General features: G+C 67.7%; 22 protein-coding genes. 14 read left to right on the forward strand and 8 right to left on the reverse strand.

The annotated features are described in order from the left end of the window. The first annotated feature begins 41 nt into the window (after positions 1–41). From sucD to AC3WRC_RS11470, 5 genes are all read left to right on the forward strand, one after another. Positions 42–944, forward strand: coding sequence for a succinate--CoA ligase subunit alpha (gene sucD / locus AC3WRC_RS11450; protein ID WP_017506566.1), 903 nt, complete (start codon positions 42–44; stop codon positions 942–944). A gap of 263 nt (positions 945–1,207) precedes the next feature. Beyond that, positions 1,208–4,219 (forward strand): 2-oxoglutarate dehydrogenase E1 component, encoded by a 3,012-nt coding sequence (locus AC3WRC_RS11455; protein WP_492303943.1) that lies wholly within the window; start codon positions 1,208–1,210, stop codon positions 4,217–4,219. 41 nt (positions 4,220–4,260) lie between these two features. Then, entirely contained in the window at positions 4,261–5,787 is a 1,527-nt protein-coding gene (gene odhB, locus AC3WRC_RS11460; protein WP_492303944.1) for a 2-oxoglutarate dehydrogenase complex dihydrolipoyllysine-residue succinyltransferase, read from the forward strand. 56 nt (positions 5,788–5,843) lie between these two features. Then, positions 5,844–6,455, forward strand: coding sequence for a glutathione S-transferase family protein (locus AC3WRC_RS11465; protein WP_492303945.1), 612 nt, complete (start codon positions 5,844–5,846; stop codon positions 6,453–6,455). Between the two features lie 141 nt (positions 6,456–6,596). Next, positions 6,597–6,959 carry a hypothetical protein gene (locus AC3WRC_RS11470; protein ID WP_228763680.1) on the forward strand — a complete coding sequence of 121 codons (363 nt, stop codon included), beginning with the start codon at positions 6,597–6,599 and terminating at the stop codon, positions 6,957–6,959. Here the strand turns inward: AC3WRC_RS11470 and prfA are convergent, their stop codons facing one another. Continuing rightward, a complete protein-coding gene (gene prfA / locus AC3WRC_RS11475; protein WP_017505440.1) occupies positions 6,960–8,027 on the reverse strand; it encodes a peptide chain release factor 1 in 1,068 nt (355 codons plus the stop codon). It abuts the gene before it with no gap. A 205-nt stretch (positions 8,028–8,232) separates the two neighbouring features. Between prfA and AC3WRC_RS11480 the strand changes: the two genes are divergently transcribed. Genes AC3WRC_RS11480 through AC3WRC_RS11490 form a run of 3 tightly spaced genes read left to right on the forward strand, consistent with a single transcriptional unit; the run spans position 8,233 to position 10,146 of the window. Further along, entirely contained in the window at positions 8,233–8,838 is a 606-nt protein-coding gene (locus AC3WRC_RS11480) for a response regulator (RefSeq protein WP_055754606.1), read from the forward strand. Between the two features lie 57 nt (positions 8,839–8,895). Continuing rightward, positions 8,896–9,336 (forward strand): RrF2 family transcriptional regulator, encoded by a 441-nt coding sequence (locus AC3WRC_RS11485; protein WP_055754605.1) that lies wholly within the window; start codon positions 8,896–8,898, stop codon positions 9,334–9,336. Positions 9,337–9,369: 33 nt separating this feature from the next. Continuing rightward, on the forward strand, positions 9,370–10,146 hold the full coding sequence (locus tag AC3WRC_RS11490; RefSeq protein ID WP_055754604.1) for a sulfite exporter TauE/SafE family protein: 777 nt from the start codon (positions 9,370–9,372) through the stop codon (positions 10,144–10,146). A gap of 59 nt (positions 10,147–10,205) precedes the next feature. Here AC3WRC_RS11490 and AC3WRC_RS11495 read toward each other — a convergent pair whose 3' ends face one another. The 6 genes from AC3WRC_RS11495 to AC3WRC_RS11520 all read right to left on the reverse strand — a co-directional run bounded on the left by AC3WRC_RS11495 (position 10,206) and on the right by AC3WRC_RS11520 (position 17,325). Further along, complete coding sequence (locus tag AC3WRC_RS11495) at positions 10,206–10,736, reverse strand: hypothetical protein (protein WP_492303946.1); 531 nt, start codon at positions 10,734–10,736, stop codon at positions 10,206–10,208. Beyond that, positions 10,733–11,200, reverse strand: a complete 468-nt coding sequence (locus AC3WRC_RS11500) for a PEGA domain-containing protein (protein WP_492303947.1) — start codon at positions 11,198–11,200, stop codon at positions 10,733–10,735. The genes AC3WRC_RS11495 and AC3WRC_RS11500 overlap by 4 nt, the downstream gene beginning before the upstream one ends. Before the next feature lie 128 nt (positions 11,201–11,328). After that, positions 11,329–12,465: a flavodoxin-dependent (E)-4-hydroxy-3-methylbut-2-enyl-diphosphate synthase gene (ispG, locus tag AC3WRC_RS11505; RefSeq protein WP_055808798.1), complete on the reverse strand. Its 1,137-nt coding sequence runs from the start codon at positions 12,463–12,465 to the stop codon at positions 11,329–11,331. Positions 12,466–12,513: 48 nt separating this feature from the next. Next, complete coding sequence (locus AC3WRC_RS11510) at positions 12,514–13,617, reverse strand: helix-turn-helix domain-containing protein (protein ID WP_492303948.1); 1,104 nt, start codon at positions 13,615–13,617, stop codon at positions 12,514–12,516. Between the two features lie 112 nt (positions 13,618–13,729). Further along, a complete protein-coding gene (gene ptsP, locus AC3WRC_RS11515; protein WP_369814640.1) occupies positions 13,730–15,988 on the reverse strand; it encodes a phosphoenolpyruvate--protein phosphotransferase in 2,259 nt (752 codons plus the stop codon). A 62-nt stretch (positions 15,989–16,050) separates the two neighbouring features. Next, entirely contained in the window at positions 16,051–17,325 is a 1,275-nt protein-coding gene (locus AC3WRC_RS11520; protein WP_017505449.1) for an aspartate kinase, read from the reverse strand. A gap of 56 nt (positions 17,326–17,381) precedes the next feature. Here AC3WRC_RS11520 and ubiG point away from each other — a divergent pair, with 56 nt between their 5' ends. Further along, positions 17,382–18,200: a bifunctional 2-polyprenyl-6-hydroxyphenol methylase/3-demethylubiquinol 3-O-methyltransferase UbiG gene (gene ubiG, locus AC3WRC_RS11525; protein WP_492303949.1), complete on the forward strand. Its 819-nt coding sequence runs from the start codon at positions 17,382–17,384 to the stop codon at positions 18,198–18,200. Between the two features lie 143 nt (positions 18,201–18,343). Here the strand turns inward: ubiG and AC3WRC_RS11530 are convergent, their stop codons facing one another. Next, positions 18,344–20,389 carry an OPT family oligopeptide transporter gene (locus AC3WRC_RS11530; RefSeq protein ID WP_492303950.1) on the reverse strand — a complete coding sequence of 682 codons (2,046 nt, stop codon included), beginning with the start codon at positions 20,387–20,389 and terminating at the stop codon, positions 18,344–18,346. Positions 20,390–20,512: 123 nt separating this feature from the next. On the opposite strand from AC3WRC_RS11530, the gene mutM reads away from it, so the two are divergent. From mutM to AC3WRC_RS11555, 5 genes are read left to right on the forward strand one after another with little or no spacing between them, the layout of a single operon-like run. Then, entirely contained in the window at positions 20,513–21,376 is an 864-nt protein-coding gene (gene mutM, locus AC3WRC_RS11535; protein ID WP_492303951.1) for a bifunctional DNA-formamidopyrimidine glycosylase/DNA-(apurinic or apyrimidinic site) lyase, read from the forward strand. 4 nt (positions 21,377–21,380) lie between these two features. After that, positions 21,381–21,920: a DUF1697 domain-containing protein gene (locus tag AC3WRC_RS11540; RefSeq protein WP_492303952.1), complete on the forward strand. Its 540-nt coding sequence runs from the start codon at positions 21,381–21,383 to the stop codon at positions 21,918–21,920. 3 nt (positions 21,921–21,923) lie between these two features. After that, the gene (locus AC3WRC_RS11545) at positions 21,924–22,367 is read left to right on the forward strand and encodes a hypothetical protein (RefSeq protein ID WP_492303953.1); all 444 of its coding nucleotides are present in this window, start codon (positions 21,924–21,926) and stop codon (positions 22,365–22,367) included. 59 nt (positions 22,368–22,426) lie between these two features. Then, a complete protein-coding gene (locus AC3WRC_RS11550) occupies positions 22,427–23,215 on the forward strand; it encodes an enoyl-CoA hydratase-related protein (protein ID WP_492303954.1) in 789 nt (262 codons plus the stop codon). Positions 23,216–23,266: 51 nt separating this feature from the next. Beyond that, on the forward strand, positions 23,267–24,166 hold the full coding sequence (locus AC3WRC_RS11555) for an alpha/beta fold hydrolase (RefSeq protein ID WP_492303955.1): 900 nt from the start codon (positions 23,267–23,269) through the stop codon (positions 24,164–24,166). Position 24,167 lies beyond the last annotated feature (1 nt).

Here is a 24,167-nt window from a genome sequence, read left to right on the forward strand (position 1 = left end):
GCCACCGCCCCGCTGACACATCGAATTCAGAGCACAGACCCATGTCCATTCTCGTCGACAAGAACACCAAGATCATCGTCCAGGGCCTGACCGGCAAGACCGGCGGCTTCCACACCGAACAGGCCCTGGCCTATCACGGCACCCAGATGGTCGCCGGCGTGCATCCCTCCAAGGGCGGCACGAACTGGACCGGATCGCACGGTGAGAGCCTGCCGATCTACGCCTCGGTCGCCGAAGCCCGTGACGCTACGGGCGCCGACGCCTCGGTTATCTACGTTCCGCCGTCGGGCGCGGCCGCCGCCATCATCGAAGCCATCGACGCCGAAATCCCCTTCATCACCTGCATCACCGAGGGCATCCCGGTGATGGACATGGTCAAGGTCAAGCGTCGCCTGGAAGGCTCCAAGTCGCGCCTGCTGGGCCCGAACTGCCCCGGCATCCTGACGCCGGACGAGTGCAAGATCGGCATCATGCCGGGCAACATCTTCAAGAAGGGCTCGGTCGGCATCGTGTCGCGTTCGGGCACCCTGACCTATGAAGCCGTGTTCCAGACCACCAACGAAGGCCTGGGCCAGACCACGGCCGTCGGCATCGGCGGCGACCCGGTCAAGGGCACCGAGTTCATCGACGTGCTGGAGCTGTTCCTGGCAGACGAGGAAACCACCTCGATCATCATGATCGGCGAAATCGGCGGCGGCGCGGAAGAAGACGCCGCCCAGTTCCTTATCGACGAAGCCAAGAAGGGCCGCAAGAAGCCGATGGCCGGCTTCATCGCGGGCCGCACGGCGCCGAAGGGCCGCACCATGGGCCACGCCGGCGCCGTCGTCTCGGGCGGCAAGGGCGATGCGGAATCCAAGATCGCGGCGATGGAAGCCGCCGGCATCCGCATGTCGGAATCGCCCGCTCGCCTCGGCAAGACCCTGGTCGAAGTGCTGAAGGGCTGAGACTTTCCAGTGCGCGCTGCGCGCGGGCGCTATCGCTCGTCGCGCGGCGGCTCGCTGCTTGAGCGCCTTTTCGGCATCAAAAATGCCGTGTGACGCATCGATGGACGCCCTCGGCTCAGGCCGGGGGCGTTTTTTCTTGGACCTGCGACCAATTTCCTACCAAATTGCCCCGTTTCGGTCATGACCCGTCAGGAAACGACGCCTATATGACGGGCGCGCCCCTCACGGAGATGTGTCTGTCGGGGCCCAGGGATTGCGAAACGATGGCGGACGATGCCGGTCGGCTGAACCAGGTCTTTGCCGAGACCTCATTCCTCTACGGGTCCAATGCGGCCTACGTCGAGGAGCTTCAGGAGAAGTGGGCGAAAGACCCCGGCTCCGTTTCCGCCGAATGGAAGACCTTCTTCGACCAGCTGCGCGACAATGCCGCGCTGGTGACCGCCTCGGCCGGCGCAGGCAGCTGGGGCCGTGGCGTCGCGACCGAGCCGACGGAGGAGACCGGCGTCTTCGACGGCCGTTGGCCGGCCCCGAAGCCTGATCCCAAAAAGCCCGGCGCTGCGCCGGCTGCTGCGCCCACGGCCGCATCGGCCGACGTCTCGGCCGATGCGATCCGCGCCGCCGCTCACGATTCCATCCGCGCCCTGATGCTGATCCGCAGCTATCGCGTGCGCGGTCACCTGCAGGCCAAGCTGGACCCGCTGGGTATCGAACAGCCGGTGGAGAACCCCGAGTTGACGCCCGAGTTCTACGGCTTCACCGGCGCCGATCTGGACCGCCCGATCTTCCTGGACGGCGTGCTTGGTCTTCAAACCGGCACGATCCGCGAAGTGCTGGAGATCCTGAAGCGCACCTACTGCGGCACGGTCGGCATCCAGTTCATGCACATCGCCGAGCCGGAAGAGAAATCCTGGCTGCAGCAGCGGTTCGAGGGCGCCGACAAGTTCGAGCAGAACGCCTTCTCCAAGGAAGGCAAGCTGGCCATCCTGTCCAAGCTGGTCGAGGCCGAAGGCTTCGAACGCTTCCTGCACAAGCGCTTCCCCGGCACCAAGCGCTTTGGTCTGGACGGCGGCGAGGCCATGGTCCCGGCGCTGGAGCAGGTCATCAAGCGCGGCGGTTCGCTGGGCGTCGACGAGGTCGTGCTGGGCATGGCCCACCGCGGCCGCCTGAACGTGCTCGCCGCCGTGATGGGCAAACCCTACAAGGTCATCTTCCACGAGTTCCAGGGCGGCTCGGCCGTGCCGAGCGACATCGAGGGTTCGGGCGACGTCAAATATCACATGGGCGCCTCGTCGAACCGCGAGTTCGACGGCAACCACGTCCACCTGTCGCTGACCGCCAACCCGTCGCACCTCGAGATCGTCAACCCGGTCGTGCTGGGCAAGGCGCGCGCCAAACAGGCGTTCGACATTCGCGAAGCCAACGAGGGCGTGCCCGAGGGGCAGTGGGCGCTGGATCGTTCCAAGGTCGTGCCGCTGCTGATCCACGGCGACGCCGCCTTCGCCGGCCAGGGCGTGGTCGCGGAGTGCTTTGCGCTGATGGGACTGAAGGGCTACCGCACCGGCGGCACGCTGCACTTCGTCATCAACAACCAGATCGGCTTCACCACCAGCCCGCGCAACTCGCGTTCGTCGCCCTATCCGTCGGACGTCGCCCTGATGGTCCAGGCGCCGATCTTCCACGTCAACGGCGACGATCCCGAAGCGGTCGTCTTCGCGTCCAAGGTGGCCACCGAATACCGCCAGAAGTTCCACAAGGACGTGGTGGTGGACATGTTCTGCTACCGCCGCTTCGGACACAACGAAGGCGACGATCCCACCTTCACCCAGCCGCTGATGTATTCGAAGATCCGCGCCCAGCCCTCGACCCGCGAACTCTATTCGCAGCGTCTGGTGGCCGAAGGCGTGATCAGCCAGGCCGAGGTGGACGCCGAGGTCGAGCGGTTCGAGAAATTCCTCGACGAGCAGTTCGAGGCCGGCAAGACCTGGTCCGCCGAGAAGGCCGACTGGCTGGATGGCCAGTGGCAGGGCTTCCAGTCGCCCAAGGACGAGCTGCGCGGCGACACCGCCGTGCCGCTGGCCAAGCTGACCGACCTGGGCCACCGCCTGACCACGATCCCCAACAGCGTCGACATGCACAAGACGCTGAAGCGCGTCATCGACGGTCGCCGCGAAGCCATCACCTCGGGCCAGGGCCTGGACTGGGCCACGGCCGAGAGCCTGGCTTTCGCCTCGCTGGTCGATGAAGGTTTTCCGATCCGTCTGTCGGGTCAGGATTCGGTGCGCGGCACCTTCTCGCAGCGTCACTCGGGCATCATCGATCAGACGACCGAAGAGCGCTACATCCCGCTGAACAACCTGCGCGAAGGCCAGGCCAATTTCGAAGTCATCGACTCGGCCCTGTCCGAAGAAGCGGTGCTGGGCTTCGAGTACGGCTATTCGCTGGCCGACCCCAATACGCTGGTCATGTGGGAAGCCCAGTTCGGCGACTTCGTGAACGGCGCCCAGGTGGTGATCGACCAGTTCATCTCTTCGGGCGAACGCAAGTGGCTGCGCATGAGCGGCCTGACCATGCTGCTGCCGCACGGCTATGAAGGCCAGGGACCGGAACACTCCTCGGCCCGTCTGGAGCGCTTCCTGCAACAGTGCGCCGAAGACAATATGCAGGTCGCCAACTGCACCACCCCGGCCAACTACTTCCACATCCTGCGTCGCCAGATGCACCGGCCGTTCCGCAAGCCGCTGATCCTGATGACGCCCAAGTCGCTGCTGCGTCACAAGAAGGCGGTCTCGTCCATGGCGGACCTGGCGGAGGGCTCGGCCTTCCACCGCGTCCTGCACGACGACGCCCAGACGCGGCCCGAGATCGCCGGCATCACGATCAAGGCGGACAAGGACATCCGCCGTGTCATCCTGTGCTCGGGCAAGGTCTATTACGACCTGCTGGACGCGCGCGAGAAGAAGGCCAAGGACGGCCAGGCCGTGGACGACGTCTATATCCTGCGTCTGGAGCAGTTCTATCCGTGGCCGATCCAGTCGCTGCGCAAGGAACTGGCGCGCTTCCCCAACGCCGAACTGGTCTGGTGCCAGGAAGAGCCGAAGAACATGGGCGGCTGGACCTTCGTGGATCCGTGGCTGGAGCTGACGCTGGACAAGCTGGACGTGAAGGCCAAGCGCGCCCGCTACGTCGGCCGTCCCGGCTCGGCCTCGACCGCCGCCGGTCTGATGAGCCGGCACCTGAAGGAACTCGAAGCCTTCACGACCGAAGCCTTCGCCTGATACACGTATAAAAGACCGACTAGAGACGAGCTGGACCTGACATGGCCGACATCCTGACCCCCGCCCTCGGTGAATCCGTCACCGAAGCCACCATCGCAAAGTGGACCAAGAAAGTCGGCGACCCGGTCAAGAAGGACGAGCTGCTGGTCGAGCTGGAGACCGACAAGGTCTCGCTGGAAGTCGTCTCGCCCGCCGATGGCGTGCTGGGCGACATCAAGGCGGCCGAGGGCGACAATGTCGTTCCCGGCACGGTCCTGGGTTCGGTGACGGAAGGCGCGTCCGCCCCCGCTCCGGCCGCTGCGCCCGCCGCTGCCCCTGCCAAGGCCGCCAAGGCCGCGCCGGCCGCCGCTGCTCCGGCCGCCGCCGCCGCGATCGACATCACCGTGCCGGTCATGGGCGAGAGCGTCGCCGAGGGCTCGATGGGCAAGTGGGTCAAGAAGAACGGCGACACGGTCAAGAAGGACGAACTGCTGGTCGAGATCGAGACCGACAAGGTCGCCGTCGAAGTCTCCGCCCCGGCTGACGGCGTTCTGACCATCGCCGCCGACGAAGGCGCGACCGTCACGCCGGGCCAGAAGATCGGCTCCATCTCGGGTTCAGGCGCTGCCAGCGCGCCGGCCGCCGCCGCACCGGCGCCCGCCGCCGCCCCGGCCAACACCGGCTCGGCCCAGGTCTCGGCCGCCAAGAACGAAACCCTGTCACCCGCCGTCCAGCGCGTGGTCGGCGAAAACAATCTGGATCCCAAGGCCATCAACGCCACGGGACCGAAGGGCAACATCACCAAGGCCGACGCCATCGCCGCCATCGGCCAGGCCTCGGCTCCGGCCCCTGCCGCCGCCGCAGCGCCGGCCGCCCCGCGCGCCGACCAGCCGCGCGAAGAGCGGGTGAAGATGACGCGCCTGCGTCAGACCATCGCCCGTCGCCTGAAGGAATCGCAGAACACGGCCGCCCAGCTGACCACCTTCAATGAGGTGGACATGACCAATGTCATGGCCCTGCGCGCCCAGTACAAGGACGTGTTCGAAAAGCGTCACGGCGTGAAGCTGGGCTTCATGTCCTTCTTCACCAAGGCCGTCGTCGCGGCCCTGCATGAGATCCCGGCCGTCAACGCCGAGATCGACGGCACCGACATCATCTACAAGAACCACTACGACATCGGCGTCGCCGTCGGCACCGACAAGGGTCTGGTGGTTCCGGTCCTGCGCGACGCCGACACGCTGTCGCTCGCCGGCATCGAAAAGGGCATCGGCGCCCTGGGCAAGGCCGCACGTGACGGCTCGCTGACCATGGATCAGATGCAGGGCGGCACCTTCACCATCACCAACGGCGGCACCTATGGCTCGCTGATGTCGACGCCGATCCTGAACGCGCCGCAGTCGGGCATCCTGGGCATGCACAATATCGTCCAGCGCCCGATGGCCATCAACGGCGAGGTCAAGATCCGCCCGATGATGTATCTGGCCCTCAGCTACGACCACCGCATCGTGGACGGCAAGGAAGCCGTGACCTTCCTGGTCCGGGTCAAGGAACTGCTGGAAGATCCGGCGCGGGCCCTGCTGGACCTCTGATTTCCTGAAAGGCGGCGATGATCTCGCCGCCTTTTTCTTTGCTGCGAGGCGCGACCATGCTGACCCTCTACGCCGCGACCGGATCCTGCAGCCGGGCCAGCCATATCGCGCTGGAAGAGTCGGGGCTGGCCTATGAGGTTCGTCTGATCGACTTCGCCAGGGCCGAACAACGCGAGCCGGCTTATCTGGCGATCAATCCCAAGGGCCGCGTTCCTGCGCTCGCGACCGATCAGGGCGTCCTGACCGAGAGCCCCGCCATTCTGGCGCACATCGCCGCCCTGTCGCCGCCCGGCTTTCTGGCGCCGACCGATCCCTTCGCCTTTGCGCGGATGCAGGCGTTCAACCTCTATCTGGCCACCACCGTCCACGTCGCCCACGCCCACGGTCGCCGCGCCGCGCGCTGGAGCGACGATGCCGCCGCTCAGGCGTCGATGGCGGCCAAGGTCACGCAGAACATGCGCGACGGCTTTGCGTTGATCGAGGCGGACCTGACTGGCGAATGGGCGATGGGCGACGCCTATACGGTCGCGGACCCCTATCTGTTCACCTTCGCCGGCTGGCTGGAAAGCGACGGCGTGGACATCGCCGAGTTTCCTCGCGTCCAGGCGCATTTCGAGCGCATGAAGGCGCGTCCGGCGGTCCAGCGCGCCTTGGCCGCCAAAGCTTAGCGCGCGCGCTCGCAGACCAACGGTTGTGTCTAATTTGCGCCGGTCGTTAACGATCCGAATCGGCGTCGCATTTTCTCTGATTACAACTACAGAAAATGGCGCCTTATTTCGGACATGGAGTGGGCGGCGCGCGCGATAGGGATGTTTTACGTCTTGGGCGGACTGATGCTTTTGTATCAGGCCTGGCTCAACTGGCGTCTGCAACGGGCCTTGTCCGGCGTCATCGCCGTTCCCGCAGACGATCAGATCGCAGACGGCGTGATCGCCGTGGGCGGTGTGGTGGTCCTGATGTCGGGCGTCGCGCTGGCGGCGCTCAGCGCCTGGGCCGTGGTCGCCTTCCTCGCCGGTTGGGCGATCCAGGCCGCCTATCTGCTGTGGGTCAACCGCGCCGATCTCGACAGCCCCTTGGCCAGCGGCCGTTTGAAGTCGGTCCATGCCTTCGCCGCCTATACCGCCGTCACCGGCGTGGTGCTGTGGCTGCCGCTGACCGGCGTCCTGGGCTGATCAGCCGAACTCGGCTTCCAGGTCGGCCAGACGCGCCGCCTGGTCCTCGGCGATCAGGGCGTTCAGCAGCGGATCGATGTCGCCTTCCATGATCTGGGGCAGGCTGTGCAAGGTCAGGTTGATGCGGTGATCGCTGACCCGCCCCTGCGGATAGTTGTAGGTGCGGATCCGTTCCGACCGGTCGCCCGACCCGACCTGTGACTTGCGGCTGTCCGAGCGCGCCAGGTCCTTGGCTTGGCGCTGCATGTCGTAAAGGCGCACGCGCAGATTCTTCATCGCCTTGTCGCGATTGACGTGCTGGGACTTCTCCGACGACGTCACCATGATGCCGGTGGGCAGGTGGGTGATGCGCACGGCGGAATCGGTCGTATTGACGTGCTGGCCGCCCGAACCCGACGCGCGGAAGGTGTCGATGCGGATGTCCTTGTCGTGGATTTCGATCTCCACGTCCTCGACCTCGGGCAGGACCGCCACCGTCGCCGCAGAGGTGTGGATGCGCCCCTGCGACTCGGTCGTCGGCACGCGCTGCACCCGGTGAACGCCGCTCTCGAACTTCAGCCGGCCGAACACGCCTTCGCCCGTCACCGTGGCGATGATCTCCTTATAGCCGCCGGCGTCGCCCTCGGTCGCCGAGTCCAGCTCGATCCGCCAGCCGCGCGTGGAGGCGTAGCGCGAATACATGCGGAACAGGTCGCCCGCGAACAGGGCCGCCTCGTCCCCGCCGGTGCCGGCGCGCACTTCCAGCACGGCCGAGGCGTTCTCGTCGGCGTCGCGCGGGGCCAGCAGCAGGGCGACCTCGCGCTCCAGCTCGGGCAGCCGGTCGGTCAGCGCCCGCAGCTCTTCCTCGGCCATCGCCGCCATTTCCGGATCGGCCGTCATGGCTTCCAGGTCCGCCATTTCTGCGCGCGCGCGAGCCAGGCCCTGGACCGCATCGACGACGGGCTTCAGCTCGGCGTGCTCCTTGGACAGCCGCACGATCTCGGCGCCGTCGGTCGCCGAACCCATGCGCGCCTCCACTTCATGGAAACGGTCGAGCACCTGATCGAGACGGGCCTGGGGCAGTCGCAAGAGCGAAATGTCCTGAGAAAAAGCGGAGCGCCGTCCTTACCCGCCGGGGGGCGTCGTGTCGATTGCAAGCCGTGTCCGGACGTGGACCAGCGCCGGCGCCGCGCTTGTGATCGGCGATGACGGCCGGGTCACGATGGCGTCAGTCGCGGTGACGCAATCGGCTCAAAGCCATTAGTTGAGATCGAACAACCGTGAGGAGGACGCCATGTTCGATCGCTCGCCCCCGTCGCAGCTCGACGCCGCCGAGGTCGCCGAAAGCGTCGATCGTTTGTGCCGCCTGTACGACAGCCGTCTGGCCGAGACCGGCGGCGACCTGTCGCCCGAGGACGCGCGCGAACTGAGGGCCATGGCCGCCATCTATGATCTGGACACCGACCGCCCCTCGACCGAGATCTGGCGCGACCTTCGCGCCGTGGTCACGCGTCAGGCGCCGATTGACGCCACGGCGCCGGCCAAGATCGAGGCCTTGACCCTGCTGGTGGTCGAGGACGATCCCGACGCCGCCGCCTCCCTGACCGAACTGCTGACCGAGGCGGGCCACAATGTCGTCGGCCCGTTCCACAGCGCCGCCGCCGCCGAGGCCGCCGCTGCGCTGCACAGCATCGATGCGGCGCTGCTGGACATCAACCTGTCGGGCGAGATGACCGGGGTGGAACTGGCCCGCGTCCTGACCGACCGCTGGGCCGTGCGGGTCATCTTCATTTCCGGCGATGTGGCCGCCGCCGCGAAGAATGCGGACATGGCCGAGGCCCTGGTGCTGAAACCCTATAACGGCGCGCAGATTCTGGAGGCGGTGGCGCGCCTCGCCTGAGGGCCGGAGCGAGCTCCCGCAGCTTGCGTCTAGGGCGCAGGCGGGCGATCACGGATCATGCTGTCGAACCGGTCCCGCTACGCCCTGCGCGCCATGGTGCATCTGGCCAGTCTGCCGGACGGCGGTCCTGCGACCATTGCCGAGATCGCCGAGGCGGCGGCTGCTCCGCGAAAGTTCCTGGAGGCCATCCTGCTGGATCTGCGCCGTCAGGGTCTGCTGGCCTCGAAGCGGGGCAGGGCGGGCGGCTATGCGCTGGGCGCGCCCGCCGACGCCATCAGCTTCGCCGACGTGATCCGCGCGCTGGAAGGCCCGCTGGCCCTTGCGCCTTGCGCCTCGCGCACCGCCTACGGCCCGTGCGAGACCTGCCCGGATGTCGAGACCTGTCCGTTGCAGCCCGTGCTTCAGGACGGGCGCGACGCCATCGCCGCCGTCTTCGAGGCGCGAACCCTTCTGCAAGCCACCGTCACTTCTTCTCCTATTGACCGACTAGGGAAATAGCCCGCACCGTTCGCCCCTGTTTCAGAGGACGCCATGCAAGATTTCCTGCTCTTCCTCGCCGTCGGTTTTCTGGCCCAGATCGTGGATGGGGCGCTGGGCATGGCCTATGGCGTGATCTCCTCGACCGTCCTGCTGTCGTTCGGCGTGCCGCCCGCGACGGCGTCGGCCAGTGTCCACGCCGCCGAGGTCTTCACCACGGCGGCGTCGGCCGGGTCCCATACGGTCAACAAGAACGTGAACTGGAAGCTGTTCGTGCCGCTGGCCCTCGGCGGCGTCGTCGGCGGCGGCTTCGGCGCCTTCGTCCTGACCAGCATCGACGGCGATCTGCTGAAGCCCTTCATCACCACCTACCTGGCTATCATGGGCGTGGTGATCATCTGGCGCGCTACGCGTCAGACGCGTGAGCGGATCTTCCCGCGCAAGTTCGCCGGCCCCCTGGGTCTGGTCGGCGGCTTCTTCGACGCCATCGGCGGCGGCGGGTGGGGACCCACGGTCACCACCACCCTGGTCGGCACGGGTCAGGATCCGCGCGTGTCGATCGGCACCACCAATACGGCGGAGTTCTTCGTCACCTCCGCCATTTCCGCCACCTTCCTGGTCGCCCTGCTGACCGGACATTGGCAGGAGGCCGAGGGCTTCTCCACCCACGCCATGGCGGTGCTGGGCCTGATCATCGGCGGCCTGATCGCCGCCCCCTTCGCCGGCGTCATCGCCCGCATCGCCCCGCGCCGGGCTCTCACCTACGGCGTCGGCGCCGTGGTGCTCCTGTCCGCCGGCTATCAGGCCCTGCGTCTGTTCAAGGTTATCTGAAACGAAAAACGGCGGCGGGCTCGCACACGCCGCCGTCTCACTTGTCCCGACGATAAGGATCAGCGCGCGCGGGCGCGGAACCGCGTCAGGAATTCTTTGATGTTCTCGCGGATCGCCGTCTCATTGGCCATGCGCAGACGGTCGCCAGCCACGAGGGCCTGACCCATCGTCGCTGTTCCCGTCGCCGAGACAGTTTCGTCGAAGACCGTGCGTTCGCCACGGGCGACCGTGTAGCGAACCTGGCTGGACACCGTCATGTCGAAGCCGGCCAGAGGCTGCTTCAAATTGATGAGCGATGCCGAGACCGTCATGGGCTGACCCTCGGCTCCCATGTAGCCGGCTGCGGCCAGGGAGCCTTCGAGCGCGGTCTTGAAATCCGCATTCGAGACCTGCGAGGTCCACAGAGGATTGGTGCTCTGGCCGCCGGAAACCGACACGCTCGTCACCGACCGATAGCCCAGGTCGCCGGCCGACGCGGTCAAGCCCGGAGTCGCCGACAGGGTCATCATGGCGGGGTTGGACGGCGTGGCGCAGGCCGCGACGCCCATCAGGGCGGCGATCAGGCCAGCCGCCGCGATGCGGCGGATCATTGCTCGCCGCCGGTCGCTGCGGGAGCGGCCGGCGTCCGGGCCGCCGCCGCTTCTTCGGCGGGCGTGCGCAGGGTGACGACCAGAGGATTGGGCTTCAGATCGTTGAGCGCGCCCGACGTCGCATCGACGGCGCCGCCGATGATCCCGCCGACCAGGACGTTGCCAGCCAGGGCTGCGCCGCCGGCGCCGGACATGCTGCTAGTGATCTCATGGGTCTGCGAAACATACCCTTCCTTCGACACCGTGATGTTGAACGCATCCTTGCGCGACATGCGGAAGGTGCAGGGGGTGGCGGCGCATTCGAAGCCGTTGGACGTGGTCGCCTGAGCGCCGGGCGGCGTGCTCTCGACGGTGAACTCCTGCGTCGTGCCTCGCGTCATAGTCGCACACGCAGGCACAGAAAGCGCCACGCCGACCAGCGTGAACGCACGCGCGCCAAAGCGCGCGACAGTCTTGGAAATCATTGAAACCCTCGATGGAATAGAGTCCGGCCTCCCCAGGCGGACCTAGAGCCTAGGTTGCACTTTCCACATCAAGCGTCAATCACGGAACGGTGAAGTTGGGCGACAGAGGTGTGGCGGGATGACGCAGTCTACTCGGCCGCCTGAAGCGCCGCCGCGCGTGCGGCGTCCAGTTCGGCGGCCTTTTGTTCGACCAAGTCGACGATGTGGTCGATCATGCCGTCGTTGGCCTGTTTGTGGGCGATCTTGCCGTTCAGATAGATCATGCCCGCGCCCTTGCCGCCGCCGGTGAAGCCGATGTCGGTATAGAGGGCCTCGCCTGGTCCGTTCACGACGCAGCCGATCACTGACAGGCTCATCGGCGTCGAGATATGGGCCAGCTTCTCTTCCAGCACCGCCACCGTCTCGATGACGTTGAAGCCCTGACGCGCGCAGGACGGGCAGGCGATGATGTTGACGCCGCGGTGGCGCAGGCCCAGCGACTTCAGGATGTCGAAGCCGACCTTGATCTCCTCGACCGGATCGGCGGCCAGGGACACGCGGATGGTGTCGCCGATCCCGGCCCACAGCATCGACCCCAGGCCGATGGCGGACTTGATGGTGCCGGTGCGCAACGGCCCGGCCTCCGTCACGCCCAGGTGCAGGGGGCAGTCGATCGCCTCGGCCAACTGTTGATAGGCGGCGACGGTCAGGAAGGGGTCGGACGCCTTCACCGAGATTTTGAACTCGTGGAAGTCGTGGTCCTGCAGGATGCGGGCGTGGTTCAGCGCGCTCTCGACCATGGCGTCGGGGCAGGGCTCGCCGTATTTTTCCAGCAGTTCCTTTTCCAGCGAACCGGCGTTGACGCCGATCCGCATTGAACAGCCATTGTCCTTGGCCGCTTGGATCACGTCGCGGACGCGGTCGGCCGAACCGATGTTGCCCGGGTTGATGCGCAGGCAGGCGGCGCCCGCCTCGGCGGCCTCGATGCCGCGCTTGTAGTGGAAGTGGATGTCGGCGACCAAGGGAACCTTGGCCTCGCGCACGATGGTCCTGAAGGCGGCGGTCGATTCCACGTCGGGGCAGGAGACGCGCACGATGTCTGCGCCGGCCTCTTCCAACTGACGGATCTGGTCGATGGTCGCCGCCGCATCCGTCGTCGGCGTATTGGTCATCGACTGGACGCTGATCGGGGCGTCGCCGCCCACCAGGACGGAGCCGACGCGGATCTGGCGGCTCTTGCGACGCTCGATGTGGCGCCAGGGTCGGACGTGGGTGTGGTCGCTCATGGGAGCATCATATAGGCCGATGATGACGGCGGGACCACGGCCGACGTATCAGTTCGGCGCAGGGGCGGGTGAAGAGGACGCGGGCGCGGGGGAGGGCGTCGCCCCTGGCGTCGTGGCCGCCTGGGTCCGGGCCTGGGCGGCCTGAGCCTGGGCCTGGGCGCGCGCCTGGCTGGCGGCCAGCGCCTTGGCCGCCTGATCCGCGCGGCTGTTCAACTGGGCCAGCGGCGTCAGCACGCCGGCGAGCGGTCCGCCGTATTCGCCGTTCAGGAAGACGTCGAAGGCGGCCGGGTCGGACACGTCCACCGTCGCCGCCACGCCGATGGGCGCGCGCCAGGCCTCGCCCGGCGCCATCTGGCGCGCGAACAGGGCCTGACCGTCGCCCAGCCGCACGACCAGGGCGCCGGCCGTCTTGGCCTGGATCACCACCATCGAGGCGTTGGCCGAGGCGCCATAGACGGCCCCGCGCGGGTTGAACGCCTTCTGCACCGGCTCCGGATTGGCGGCGGCGGCGATCACGGCCGGATCGGTCGGATCGACCCCGGTCAGTTCGGCCTCCAGCCCTGGGGTGATGTACAGCGCCGGCGTCGTCTGGTCGGGCGGGGCGGACATGGGCGCGCTGAGCGCGACCTGCGGGTCGGGATCGGCCGCCCCGGTCCAGGTCTTGGGCACGGCGGCGATATCGGACGGATGGGCGGTCTGATGCAGGCTGGCGCGCTGGAACACATTCCAGCCGACGACGGCGACCACCACGGCGGCGATGCCGGCGACGATGCGCGGCGAATGGCGTTTCACGTCCTCGAAGGCGATGCCGATGGGCGCCTTCAGCGGCACGGAGGTGTCCGGGCTCTCGCGCTTGAACCGCTCGACGGCCGTCTGTTCGTCCAGCGCCAGGGCCGAGGCATAGGCCCGGACATAGCCCAGGGCGAAGACGCGCGAAGGCAGGGACGACCAGTCGTTCTGCTCCAGGGCGGTCAGGAACCGGCGATGCACCTTGGTCTCGGCGGCCAGCTCGGCCGGCGACTTGCCCGACCGCTCGCGGGCGGCCCGAAAGCCGTCGCCCAGGGTCGCGGCGTCGACGAAGGCGGCCGTCGGATCCGGCCGGTCCGCAATGCTTTCGATCGCCTCGGGGGCGACCCCCGCATTCAGCGTCATGACGCCTGACCCCATGTCCGGGAAACACAGCGCCGACGCGCCGTTCACAGGGCTCGAGATAGACGATTGCGCGCCGACCAGCAACGCCGCCCGTGCGTCCAGACGCTTGCGATCAGACCGCGACGTTCAGCTTGCGCGCCAGGGATTCGATCTCGTTACGAACCGAGCCGGTGGACAGGTTCAGCAGATTGGCCATGCCGCGCCGGGCCGCATTCAGGTCCGCCGACAGGATCATCCGCTTGACCGGCCCGACCCCGCCCGCCGGCGCCGACAGTCGGGTGAAGCCCAGCACGATCAAGGCGAAGGCCTCCAGCGGCCGTCCCGCCAGTTCGCCGCAGATCGAGACCGGCGTGCCGGTGTCGGCGCAGGCCTTCTGGATGGTCTGGAGCGCCCGCAGGGTCGGCGGCGACAGCGGGTCATAGCGATCCGACACCAGCGGATTGGTCCGGTCGGCCGCGTACATGTACTGGAACAGGTCGTTGGTGCCGATGGAGACGAAATCCGTCAGCGGCAGCAGGGCGTCCAGATGCCACAGCAACGACGGGCATTCGACCATCGCCCCGACGCGCAGCAGGGCGGGCAAGGCGCGCCCGCGACGCCGCGCCCAGGCGCATTCGATATCCACCAGCTCGCGCGCGGCCCGGAACTCGTCCACCGTGGCGATCATCGGGAACATGACGCGCAGCTCGCGCCCCGCCCCCGCCGCCAGCAGCGCCCGCAGCTGCATCCGCAAAAGCGACGGCCGATCCAGGCCCAAACGGATGGCGCGGCGGCCCAGCGCGGGGTTCTCTTCCCGCTCGGCCTCCAGATACGGCAGGACCTTGTCGCCGCCGATATCCAGGGTGCGGAAGGTGACCGGCTTGTCGCCCGCCGCGTCCAGCACCAGCTTGTACAGCGCCGTCTGGGCGTCCAGCCGGGGCAGCTCGTCCGAGACCATGAACTGAAACTCGGTGCGGAACAGGCCGATGCCCTCGGCGCCCGTCTCGATCATGTTTTCCAGATCGACCGCCAGGCCGGCATTGGTCAGGACCGTGATCCGCTGCCCGTCCAGGGTCACGGCCGGCACGTCGCGCAGCTGGGCGAACTCGGCCTGGCGCTGTTCGCGCACGGCCATGCGCGACTGCACGGCCTCCAGCATGTCGGGGCGGGGACGCAGATAGGTCTCGCCGGTCTCGCCGTCGGCGATGACCATGTCGCCTTCCGACAGCCGGTCACGCAGGCCCATCAGACGGCCGACGCACGGGATCTGCAGCGCGCGCGCGACGATGGCGGCGTGGCTGGCGGCCGAGCCCTCTTCCAGCAACAGCCCCTTCAGCTTGTCGCGCGGATATTCCAAGAGGTCGGCGGGGCCCAGGTTTCGCGCCACCAGGATGGCGTCGTCGGGCAGTTCGCGCTCGCCCGGCTTGTCGCCCGCCAGCACCCGCAGCAGCCGGTTGGCGAGGTCCTCGAAGTCGTGCAGCCGCTCGCGGATATAGGGGTCGCGCGCCTGGGCGAAGCGGGCGCGGTGTTCGTTCCTGACCCGGTCCACCGCCGCCTCGGCCGTCAGACCGTTCCTCACCGCCTCTTCCAGCGACCGGTTCCAGCCGCGGTCGTCGGCGAACATCCGATAGGTTTCCAGAACCTCGAACGACGGACCGGCCAGGCCCTGGCCCTTGTCCAGCATGACATCCAGGCCGCTCTTCAGCGTGGCCAGCGCCAGCTTCAGCCGCGCCTCCTCCATCGCCGGGTCGTCGGATAGCAGGCGTTCGGGCGCCAGCGGCGCCTCGTGCAGAACCACATGGCCGAAGGCCAGGCCGTCGGCGAACTTCTGGCCCTTCAGTCGTTCGGGCCGGTGCGGCGCCAGCTCCACGTCGCGCAGCTCGTCCAGCGCCAGCAACTCGCCCGACGACACGGTTTCGGACAGGACCATGGCGATGGTCTGGATGTCCTCGACCTCTTCCTCGTCATAGCGCCGCTCGGTGCGGTTCTGGACGACCAGGACGCCGATGGCCCGGCCGCCGCGCAGCAGCGGGGCGCCTAGGAAGGCGTGATAGGGGTCTTCGCCCGTCTCGGGACGATAGGAGAAGGACGGGTGCGACGGCGCGTCAGACAGGCTGATGGGCTGGGCCATCCGCGCCACTTCGCCGACCAGGCCCTCGCCGGGCCGCAGCCGGGTGTTGTGCACGGCGTCGGGGTTCAGACCCTCGGTGGCGAACAGCTCGAGCTCGCCTGACGCGCGACGCAGATAGATAGAGCAGACTTCGGCGACCATCGACCGGGCGATGATCTTGACGACCATGTTCAGCCGGTCCTGCGCCGGCGTCGCGCCCGCGCCGGCCCCGCCCAGAGCCTCGCGGATCTGGCGCAGGAGGATCCGGGGTCCTCTGGTCATCGCGCCGCCTGCCGGCATCATGTCTCCCGCGCCCCGGCGCCTAGGCGCCTTCTGAACTCACCCTATACCGCGTCCAGCCCATATGCCGAATGCAGAGCTCGAACGGCGAGCTCGGCGTAGGCGGCGTCGATCAGCACGCTGATCTTGATCTCGGAGGTCGAGATCGCCTGGAACTTCACGCCCTTGTCGGCCAAGGCTTTGAACATGGTCTGGGCGACGCCCGCGTGGCTGCGCATGCCCACGCCGACGACCGAAACCTTGGCCACGTCCTCGTCGACGCGGATTTCCTCGAAGCCGAGCTGTTCCTTCGCGGCGGTCATCAGGTCGGCGGCGCGCACGGCGTCGCGACGGCCGGTCGTGAAGGTCAGGTTGACCGTTCCGGCGGTGCGCGACTGGCTCTGTACGATCATGTCGACGTTGACGTTGGCCTCGGCCAGGCGCGTGAAGACGTCGGCGGGCGCGTCCACCCGGTCGGAGAGGCCCAGCAGGGTGATGCGGGCCTCGTCACGGCTCATGGTCACACCGGACACGATACGTTTTTCCACGATCTCCTCCTCGTCGCAGATCAGGGTTCCACCCTTGTCGGGCATGACGCCATTCGCGTCGGGTTCGATAAAGCTTGAAAGAACGCGGACCGGGACCTGTTTGGCCATGGCCAGCTCGACCGAGCGGGTCTGCAGCACCTTGGCGCCCAGCGACGCCATTTCCAGCATCTCTTCGTAGGACACCTTGGCCAGGCGGCGCGCGCGGTTCTCGATGCGCGGGTCGGTCGTATAGACGCCGTCCACATCGGTATAGATGTCGCAGGGGCAGCCCAGGGCCGCCGCCACGGCGACCGCCGAGGTGTCCGAACCGCCGCGCCCCAAGGTGGTGATCTTGCCGTCCGCCGTCACGCCCTGGAAGCCGGGCACGATGGCGATCTCGCCGGCGTCGACGGCGGCGCCCAGCTTCTCGCCGGGGATGTCGATGATGCGGGCGCGGGCGTGGGCGTCGTCGGTCAGGATCGGCACCTGCCAGCCCATCCACGAGCGCGCGTTGAAGCCCATGTTGCGCAGGGTCGCGGCCAACAGGCCCGAGGTCACCTGTTCGCCCGAGGCGACCACCACGTCATATTCGTCGTCGCTGAGCGGCAGGCCTGCAGCGGCCGGTCCGGCGCCGTCGGTCCAGGCGACCAGTTCGTTGGTCTTACCCGCCATGGCGGAGACGACGACGGCGACCTGTTTGCCCGCCGACACTTCGGCCGCGACGATCCGCGCCGCACGGCGAATGCGTTCGAGGTCGCCCATCGAGGTGCCGCCGAACTTCATCACCAGTCGTGTCGTATCGGGCCGCGTCATCGTGGCGTTCCGCCCCCTGCTTGCGTGAAAGGGCGCGAAGGTTCATCCCTCGCGTCATGACCGCTTCTAACGGCGCCGCTCCGTCTCGCCTACCCCAACAGGGGCATGGTTTTTCGCAAAATTCGTCCGAAACGGCGTTCGGCGCATCGATCGACCCCGCCGACGTGGCGCGCTTCTCGGCCCAGGCGGCCGAATGGTGGGATGCGCACGGGCCGTTCGCGCCGCTGCACCGCTTCAATCCCGCGCGGCTGGCGTTGATCCGCGACCAGCTTTGCACGCGGCTGGGCCGCGATCCCAAGGCGCGCGCGCCGTTCGAGGGTCTGACTCTGCTGGACGTGGGGTGCGGGGGCGGACTGATCGCCGAGCCGATGCGGCGGATGGGCTTTGACGTCACCGCCCTGGACGCCTCGTCCGAAAACATCGGGACGGCCCGCGCCCACGCCGAAATGGTCGGCCTGGATATCGCCTATCGCGCCGCCACGGTCGAACAGATCGAGGCGGAAGGGGCGGGGCCGTTCGACGTGGTCCTGACGATGGAGGTGATCGAACACGTCGCCGATCCCGAAGGCTTCGTGCGCGCCTGTTCGCGCCTGGTCCGGCCGGGGGGGGTGATGATGGTCGCCACCCTGAACCGCACGCTGAAGTCGCTGGCCCTGGGCAAGGTGGCGGCGGAATACATCCTGCGCTGGGTTCCGGCCGGCACACACGACTGGCGCCAGTTTCTGAAGCCCGAGGAAATCCGCGCGATGCTGGCCGCCGAGCCGGTGACGGTCGAGGGGCCCTATGGCCTGAACTACGACCCGCTTCACGACCGATGGAGCCAGACCGACGATGCGGGCATCAACTATATGATGGTCGCGACGCGCAGCGCTTAAGCAATCTCCCTCCCCTTCATGGAGAGGGACGATCGCGCAGCGATCAGGGTGGGGGCGTAAGGGCGCGAGCGGGGTGGCCTTAACCTCCCCACTCTGGCTCCGCTTCGCTTCGCCGTCCCTCCCCATGAAGGGGAGGGAGAAAATCAGACCTTTTCGGCCTTCTTGCGCGTCCAGCTGTAGAGGCCGAACACCGCCGCCGCGAAGACGACGATCCCGGCCAGCATGGCGGGCCAGGCCGAGCCTTCGGGGATCATGGCGAAGGGGGCGTCGCTGTTCGTGCCGACGATGACGCTGGCGTAGAAGACGCCGAACAGGCTTTCGCCCACGATCAGGCCAGACGCCAGCAGCACGCCCATGCGGCGCGCCACATCGGCGAACCGGGTCGTCTTGACCGCCTTGTCATAGAACCAGCCGACCACGGCGCCGATGACCAGCATCGTCGTCACGGCCGCCGGCAGATAGAAGCCGATGCCCACGGCCAGAGGCGGAAGCTTGATCTTGCCCTTGGTCGATTTGGACACGACGGCGTCCAGCACGATGATGATCACGCCGATCACCGCGCCCAGGCCGATCAGGTCCCAACGCAGGTCGCCGCCGATGACGCCGCGCGCCAAGGCCGAGATCAGGGTCGCCTGCGGCGCCGCCAGCGGCTCGTTGGCGATGCCGGGAGGACCGCCCTCGAACCCGAAGGCGCCGTTCAGCTTGTTCAGGATGAAGGGGATGACCAAGGCGCCGGCGACGACGCCGATGATCAGGGCGACCTGCTGACGCCACGGCGTGGCGTCGACCAGTTGGCCGGTCTTCAGATCCTGAAGGTTGTCGTTGGCGATGACGGCGACGGCGAAGACGACCGCCGTCACGATCAGGGCGAAGGCGATGATCGACCCGTCGGCCGGCACGCCCGCGATCTTCATTACGCCCAGCATCAACAGCGAGGCCACGATGATGGCCAGGATGCCGACACCCGAGACCGGGCTGTTCGACGAGCCGATCAGACCGGCCATATAGCCGCAGATGGCCGCGACCGCGAAGCCGATCAGCACCACATAGACCAGGCCGCCGACGACCAGCAGGGGCGCGGACGCCGCCAGCGTGGGCGAGGCCAGGGCGATCCAGGTCAACAGGCCGGCGATGGCGATCAGGGCCGCCACCGAGACGGCGCCGACGATCTTGATCGGAATGTCCTGTTCGGTCCGCTCCAGCACCTCGCCGTGCGAGCGCTTGGACTGGGCCGCCAGGGCCGAGGTCAGGCCGCCGATCAGCGGACCGGCCAGTTTGATCAGGGTCCAGATCGCCGCCACGCCGATGACGCCGGCGCCCATGAAGCGAACCTCGCGGCTCCAGACCGTCATGGCCAGCTCTTCGGCGTGCGTCCCGGCCGGCAGGGTCGCGGCGATCGAGGGCAGGCCGTGCGAGGTCAGCCAGGCGATGGTGTCGGGGCTGGTCAGGATCGGCACGGCGATGACCCAGGCCAGGATCAAACCAAACAGTTGGGCCAGGCCGACCGTCAGGCCGATCAGGTGACCGGCGCCCAGCAGGGCGAACTGCATGCCAAAGCCGACGCCCGTCGCGCCGCCGCCCAGGGCGGCCGGCAGTTTGAAGAACCTGGCCGTCTCGCCCGCAAAGACGCGACCCGCGACCAGCAGGGCGTAACCGGCCGACACCACGGCGCCGGCGACCACGACCCACAGGCCGGACTTGTTCTCGCGCACGGCGCTTTCGGTCTGTTCGGCGCCGCGCGAGCCGACCTTCAGCACCTCGGCGGCGGCGACGCCTTCGGGGTAGGGCAGGCCGCCGTTGGTCACCAGGGCGCGACGCAGCGGGATCGAGAAGGTGACGCCCAGTATGCCGCCGAAGATGCAGATCAGCGTCGATTCCCAGAACGGAAACTCCAGCCACCAGCCGATCATCACCAGGCCGGGCAGGACGAAGATGATCGAACTCATGGCGCCGCCGACCGAGGCGACGGTCTGGACCGTCATGTTCTCCCAGATGGTCGAGGTGCGGAAACCGCGCAGGATCGCCATCGAAATGACCGCCGCCGGAATGGCCGAGGCGAAGGTCAGGCCCACCTTCAGGCCCAGGTAGGTGTTGGCGGCGGTGAAGACCACCGCCAGCAGCACGCCCAGCACAAGGGCGCGAAGGGTAAGCTCAAGCCGGCTCTTCGGGGCGGCGGCGGCGTCAGTCATCGAAAAATTCCCCACGTTCGCGGTGGACGTAAGCGCATTCTGTCGCAGGCGGCAACTGGTCGCGGTCAGATGCGGGCGCCCCCGCCGCTTGGCCCCGCGACCCGGACGGGCTAGGACCGGCCCATGCCCGAACTTCCCGAGGTCGAAACCGTCCGACGCGGCCTGACGCCGGTGCTGGAGGGCGCGCGGCTGTCACGGGTCCGGATCAACCGGCCCGACCTGCGATTTCCCTTCCCCGAGCGCTTTGTCGAACGGCTGGAGGGGGCGACGGTGCTGCGGATAGACCGGCGGGCCAAATATCTGCTGATGCCGTTGTCCACCGGCGAGACTTGGATCACCCATCTGGGCATGACCGGCCGCTTCACCCTGGACGGAACCCTGCTTGGAGAGTTCGAGGAGGCCGCGCCCATCGCCGGCAAGCACGAACATTTCAGCGGCTGCGCCATTCGCGATGGGGCGGCGACCCGCATCGGGTACGCCGACGCGCGCCGGTTCGGCTTCATGGGCCTGATCTCCAGCGACCAGGTCGAGACCCATCCCTGGTTCGCCGGCCTGGGGCCCGAGCCGCTGGGCAACGGCTTTTCCGGCGCCCATCTGGTCGAGGCCTTCGCGGGCAAGAAACAGAACATCAAGGTCAGTCTGCTGGATCAGCGGATCGTCGCCGGCCTGGGCAATATCTATGTCTGCGAGGCCCTGTACCGCGCCCGCATCTCTCCCCTGGTCGCGGCCGGATCGGTGTCGAAGGCGCGGCTGGAGCGTCTGGCGACCGAGGTCCGAAACGTCCTGAACGACGCCATTGCGGCGGGCGGCTCGACCTTACGCGACTTCGCCAACGCCGAGGGCGGCCAAGGCTATTTCCAGCACCGGTTCGACGTCTATGGCCGCGAGGGCGAACCGTGTCGGGGTGAGACATGCACCGGTGTCGTCGCCCGCATCGTCCAGGGCGGCCGCTCCACCTTCTACTGCCCCTCCTGCCAGAAGAGGTAAGCCCATGAGCGACCGCATCTGCCTGTTGCGCGGCGTCAATGTGGGCGGGGTCAAGGTCCCGATGGCCGAGCTGAAGGCTATCGCCGTCGAGGCCGGTTTCGCCAACCCGCGCACCCTCTTGGCCAGCGGCAATCTGGTCGTCGAGAGCGACGCCGAACCGGCCGATGTCGAGACGCGGCTGGAGCGGGGAATCGCCGCCCACTTCGGTCGCCCCATTGAGGTGATGGTGCGCACGCCCGCGCAATGGGCGGCGCTGATGGCCGCCAATCCGTTCGCCGATCAGGCCGGGATCGACGGCTCCAAACTGCTGGTCATGGTGATGAAGGCCGGGATCAAGGATGGGGCGGTCGAGGCCTTGCGTGGTTTCGCGGCGGGGGACGAGCGGGTCGAGCCGTCTGGCGACCACCTGTTCTTCTGGCATCCTGACGGCCTGGGTCGCTCGAAGATGGCGGAGAAGGCCCAGCCGCGCCTGATCGGCGTCGGCACCGGCCGCAACTGGAACACGGTGCAGAAACTGGCCGCCATGGTCGGGTTGGAGGACTGAGCGATGCGCAAAATCCACCTGTGGATCAGTCTGATCGTCGGCGTCCTGGTCTGGGGCGCCTATTTTGTCCACTTCGTCCAGGGCTTGCGCACCGGCGACCTCGGCGACCTGATCTGGTGGTTCGTCGCCGCCCTGGTCGTCGCCGCCGTCGCCGAGGCCGCCGCCACCGGCCTGATCGCCCGGCTGTTCCGCCGCCGCGCCCGCGTGCTGGACGAGGGGCCGACGCTCCAGGCGGCGCTGAAGGCGGGTCATGTCGCCCTGATGCTGCTGGTCGGGCTGGTGCTGATCTCGGCGCTGATCCTGGCCCTGTCGTCCGTCTTCGGCTGGACGCTGGACCTCTCGGGCGCGCGGGGTCAGGTGATCGCCGCCAATTTGCTGCTGGGCATGGTGGTCGTGGTCGAACTGGTCCGCGCCGCCCTGACCCTGGCCCTGATGCCCCGACGGTAGCGCCTGCGCTAGCGGGCCCCGCCTCGCGCCTGTATGACCGCCGTCAAAGGAGACCGACCATGGCCGACGCCTATTCCAACCTGCTGATCGAACGCCACGCCGACGGCTATGCGGTGGTGACCCTGAACCGGCCCGAGGCGCTGAACGCCCTGAACGCGGCCCTGTTCAAGGATCTGGCCGACTTCCTTGACAGCGTCGAACAGGACGACAGCGTGCGCTGCCTGATCCTGACCGGCTCGGGCGAAAAGGCCTTCGCCGCCGGCGCCGACATCAAGGAGATGGCGGACCAGACCTATGCCCAGATGTACACGGGCAACTATTTCGCCCTCGGCCACGACCGCATCATCCGGTTCAGAAAGCCGATCATCGCCGCGGTCAACGGCTTCGCTCTCGGCGGCGGCTGCGAACTGGCCATGCTGTGCGACTTCATCGTCGCTTCGGACAAGGCGAAGTTCGGTCAGCCCGAGATCAACCTGGGCGTCGCGCCGGGCATCGGCGGGTCCCAGCGCCTGACCCGTCTGGTGGGCAAGTCCAAGGCCATGGACATGGTCCTGACCGCCCGGATAATGGATGCGGCGGAAGCCGAACGCGCAGGCCTGGCCTCGCGCGTCTTCCCGCACGACACCCTGCTGGATGAAACCCGCAAGATCGCCGCCAAGATCGCCTCGCAAAGCCCGCTGGCGATCATGGCCAACAAGGAGATGGTCAACGCCGCGCTGGAGACGACCTTGACCCAGGGCGTCCAGTTCGAACGCCGCCTGTTCCACTCCCTGTTCGCCTTCGAGGACCAGAAGGAGGGCATGTCCGCCTTCGTCGAAAAGCGCAAACCCGAGTTCAAGGGGCGATAGGTCGCAGGCGCGGGTCAACCGATCGCCCTGATCGGGCGTTAGGGGCGAATGATGATCCGCCTCCTCGCCTCGCTCCTTGCGACCCTGTTCGTCCTCGGCCCGGTCGCCGTCCAGGCCCAATCCCAGGCCCAGTCTCAAACGTCGGCCTTCAGCTCCAGCCGCATCATCGTCGAAACGCGCGGGCGGGGGCCGGACATCATCTTCATCCCCGGCCTGGGTTCGACCGGCTCGGCCTGGCGTTCGACGGCGGATCGGCTTGATAACCGCTATCGGGTGCATCTCGTCACCCTGCGCGGCTTTGGCGAGACCCAGATCGGCGACAATGTCAGCGGCGGTCTGGCCGGCCCCGCCGCCAGCGAGATCGAACGCTACATCCGCGAGCAGCGCATCGACCGTCCCGCGGTGATCGGCCATTCGCTGGGCGGCCAGATCGCCCTGCGCGTCGCCGCCGATATGGGCGACCGGATCGGGCGCGTCATGGTGGTCGATTCCTCCCCCTTCTTCCCGTCCCTGATCGACGCGCGCACCACATCGGATCAGGTCGAGCCCCTGGCCCGGCTGGGCTACCAGGCCCTGCTGCTGTTCGGGGATCAGGCCCTGAAGTCGCAGGTCGCGGCCTTTGGCGTGGACATGGGTCTGGCCGGCGACATGGTGTTTGAAGGGCTGGGGCTTCAGGGCGGCGACCGGCGCGTCCTGGCCCAGGGTCTGTATGAGGCCCTGACCGTCGATCTGCGCCCCCGCCTTTCTGAGATCACCGCCCCGGTCACTGTCGTCTATGGCTGGACCCGCGATCCCGACGCGCCCCGCAACCGGCTGGAGGGTCTGTATCGCTACGGGTTCGAAGGGCTGGCGCGCCCGGTGCGGTTCGAGCGGATCGAAGGCGCCGAGCACCAGGTGATGATGCAGCAGCCGCAGCGGTTCCTGGCGGCGGTGCAGCGGTTCCTGAGCTGAC

The sequence above is a fragment of the Brevundimonas sp. EU05-FHT14B07 genome (assembly GCF_058790795.1).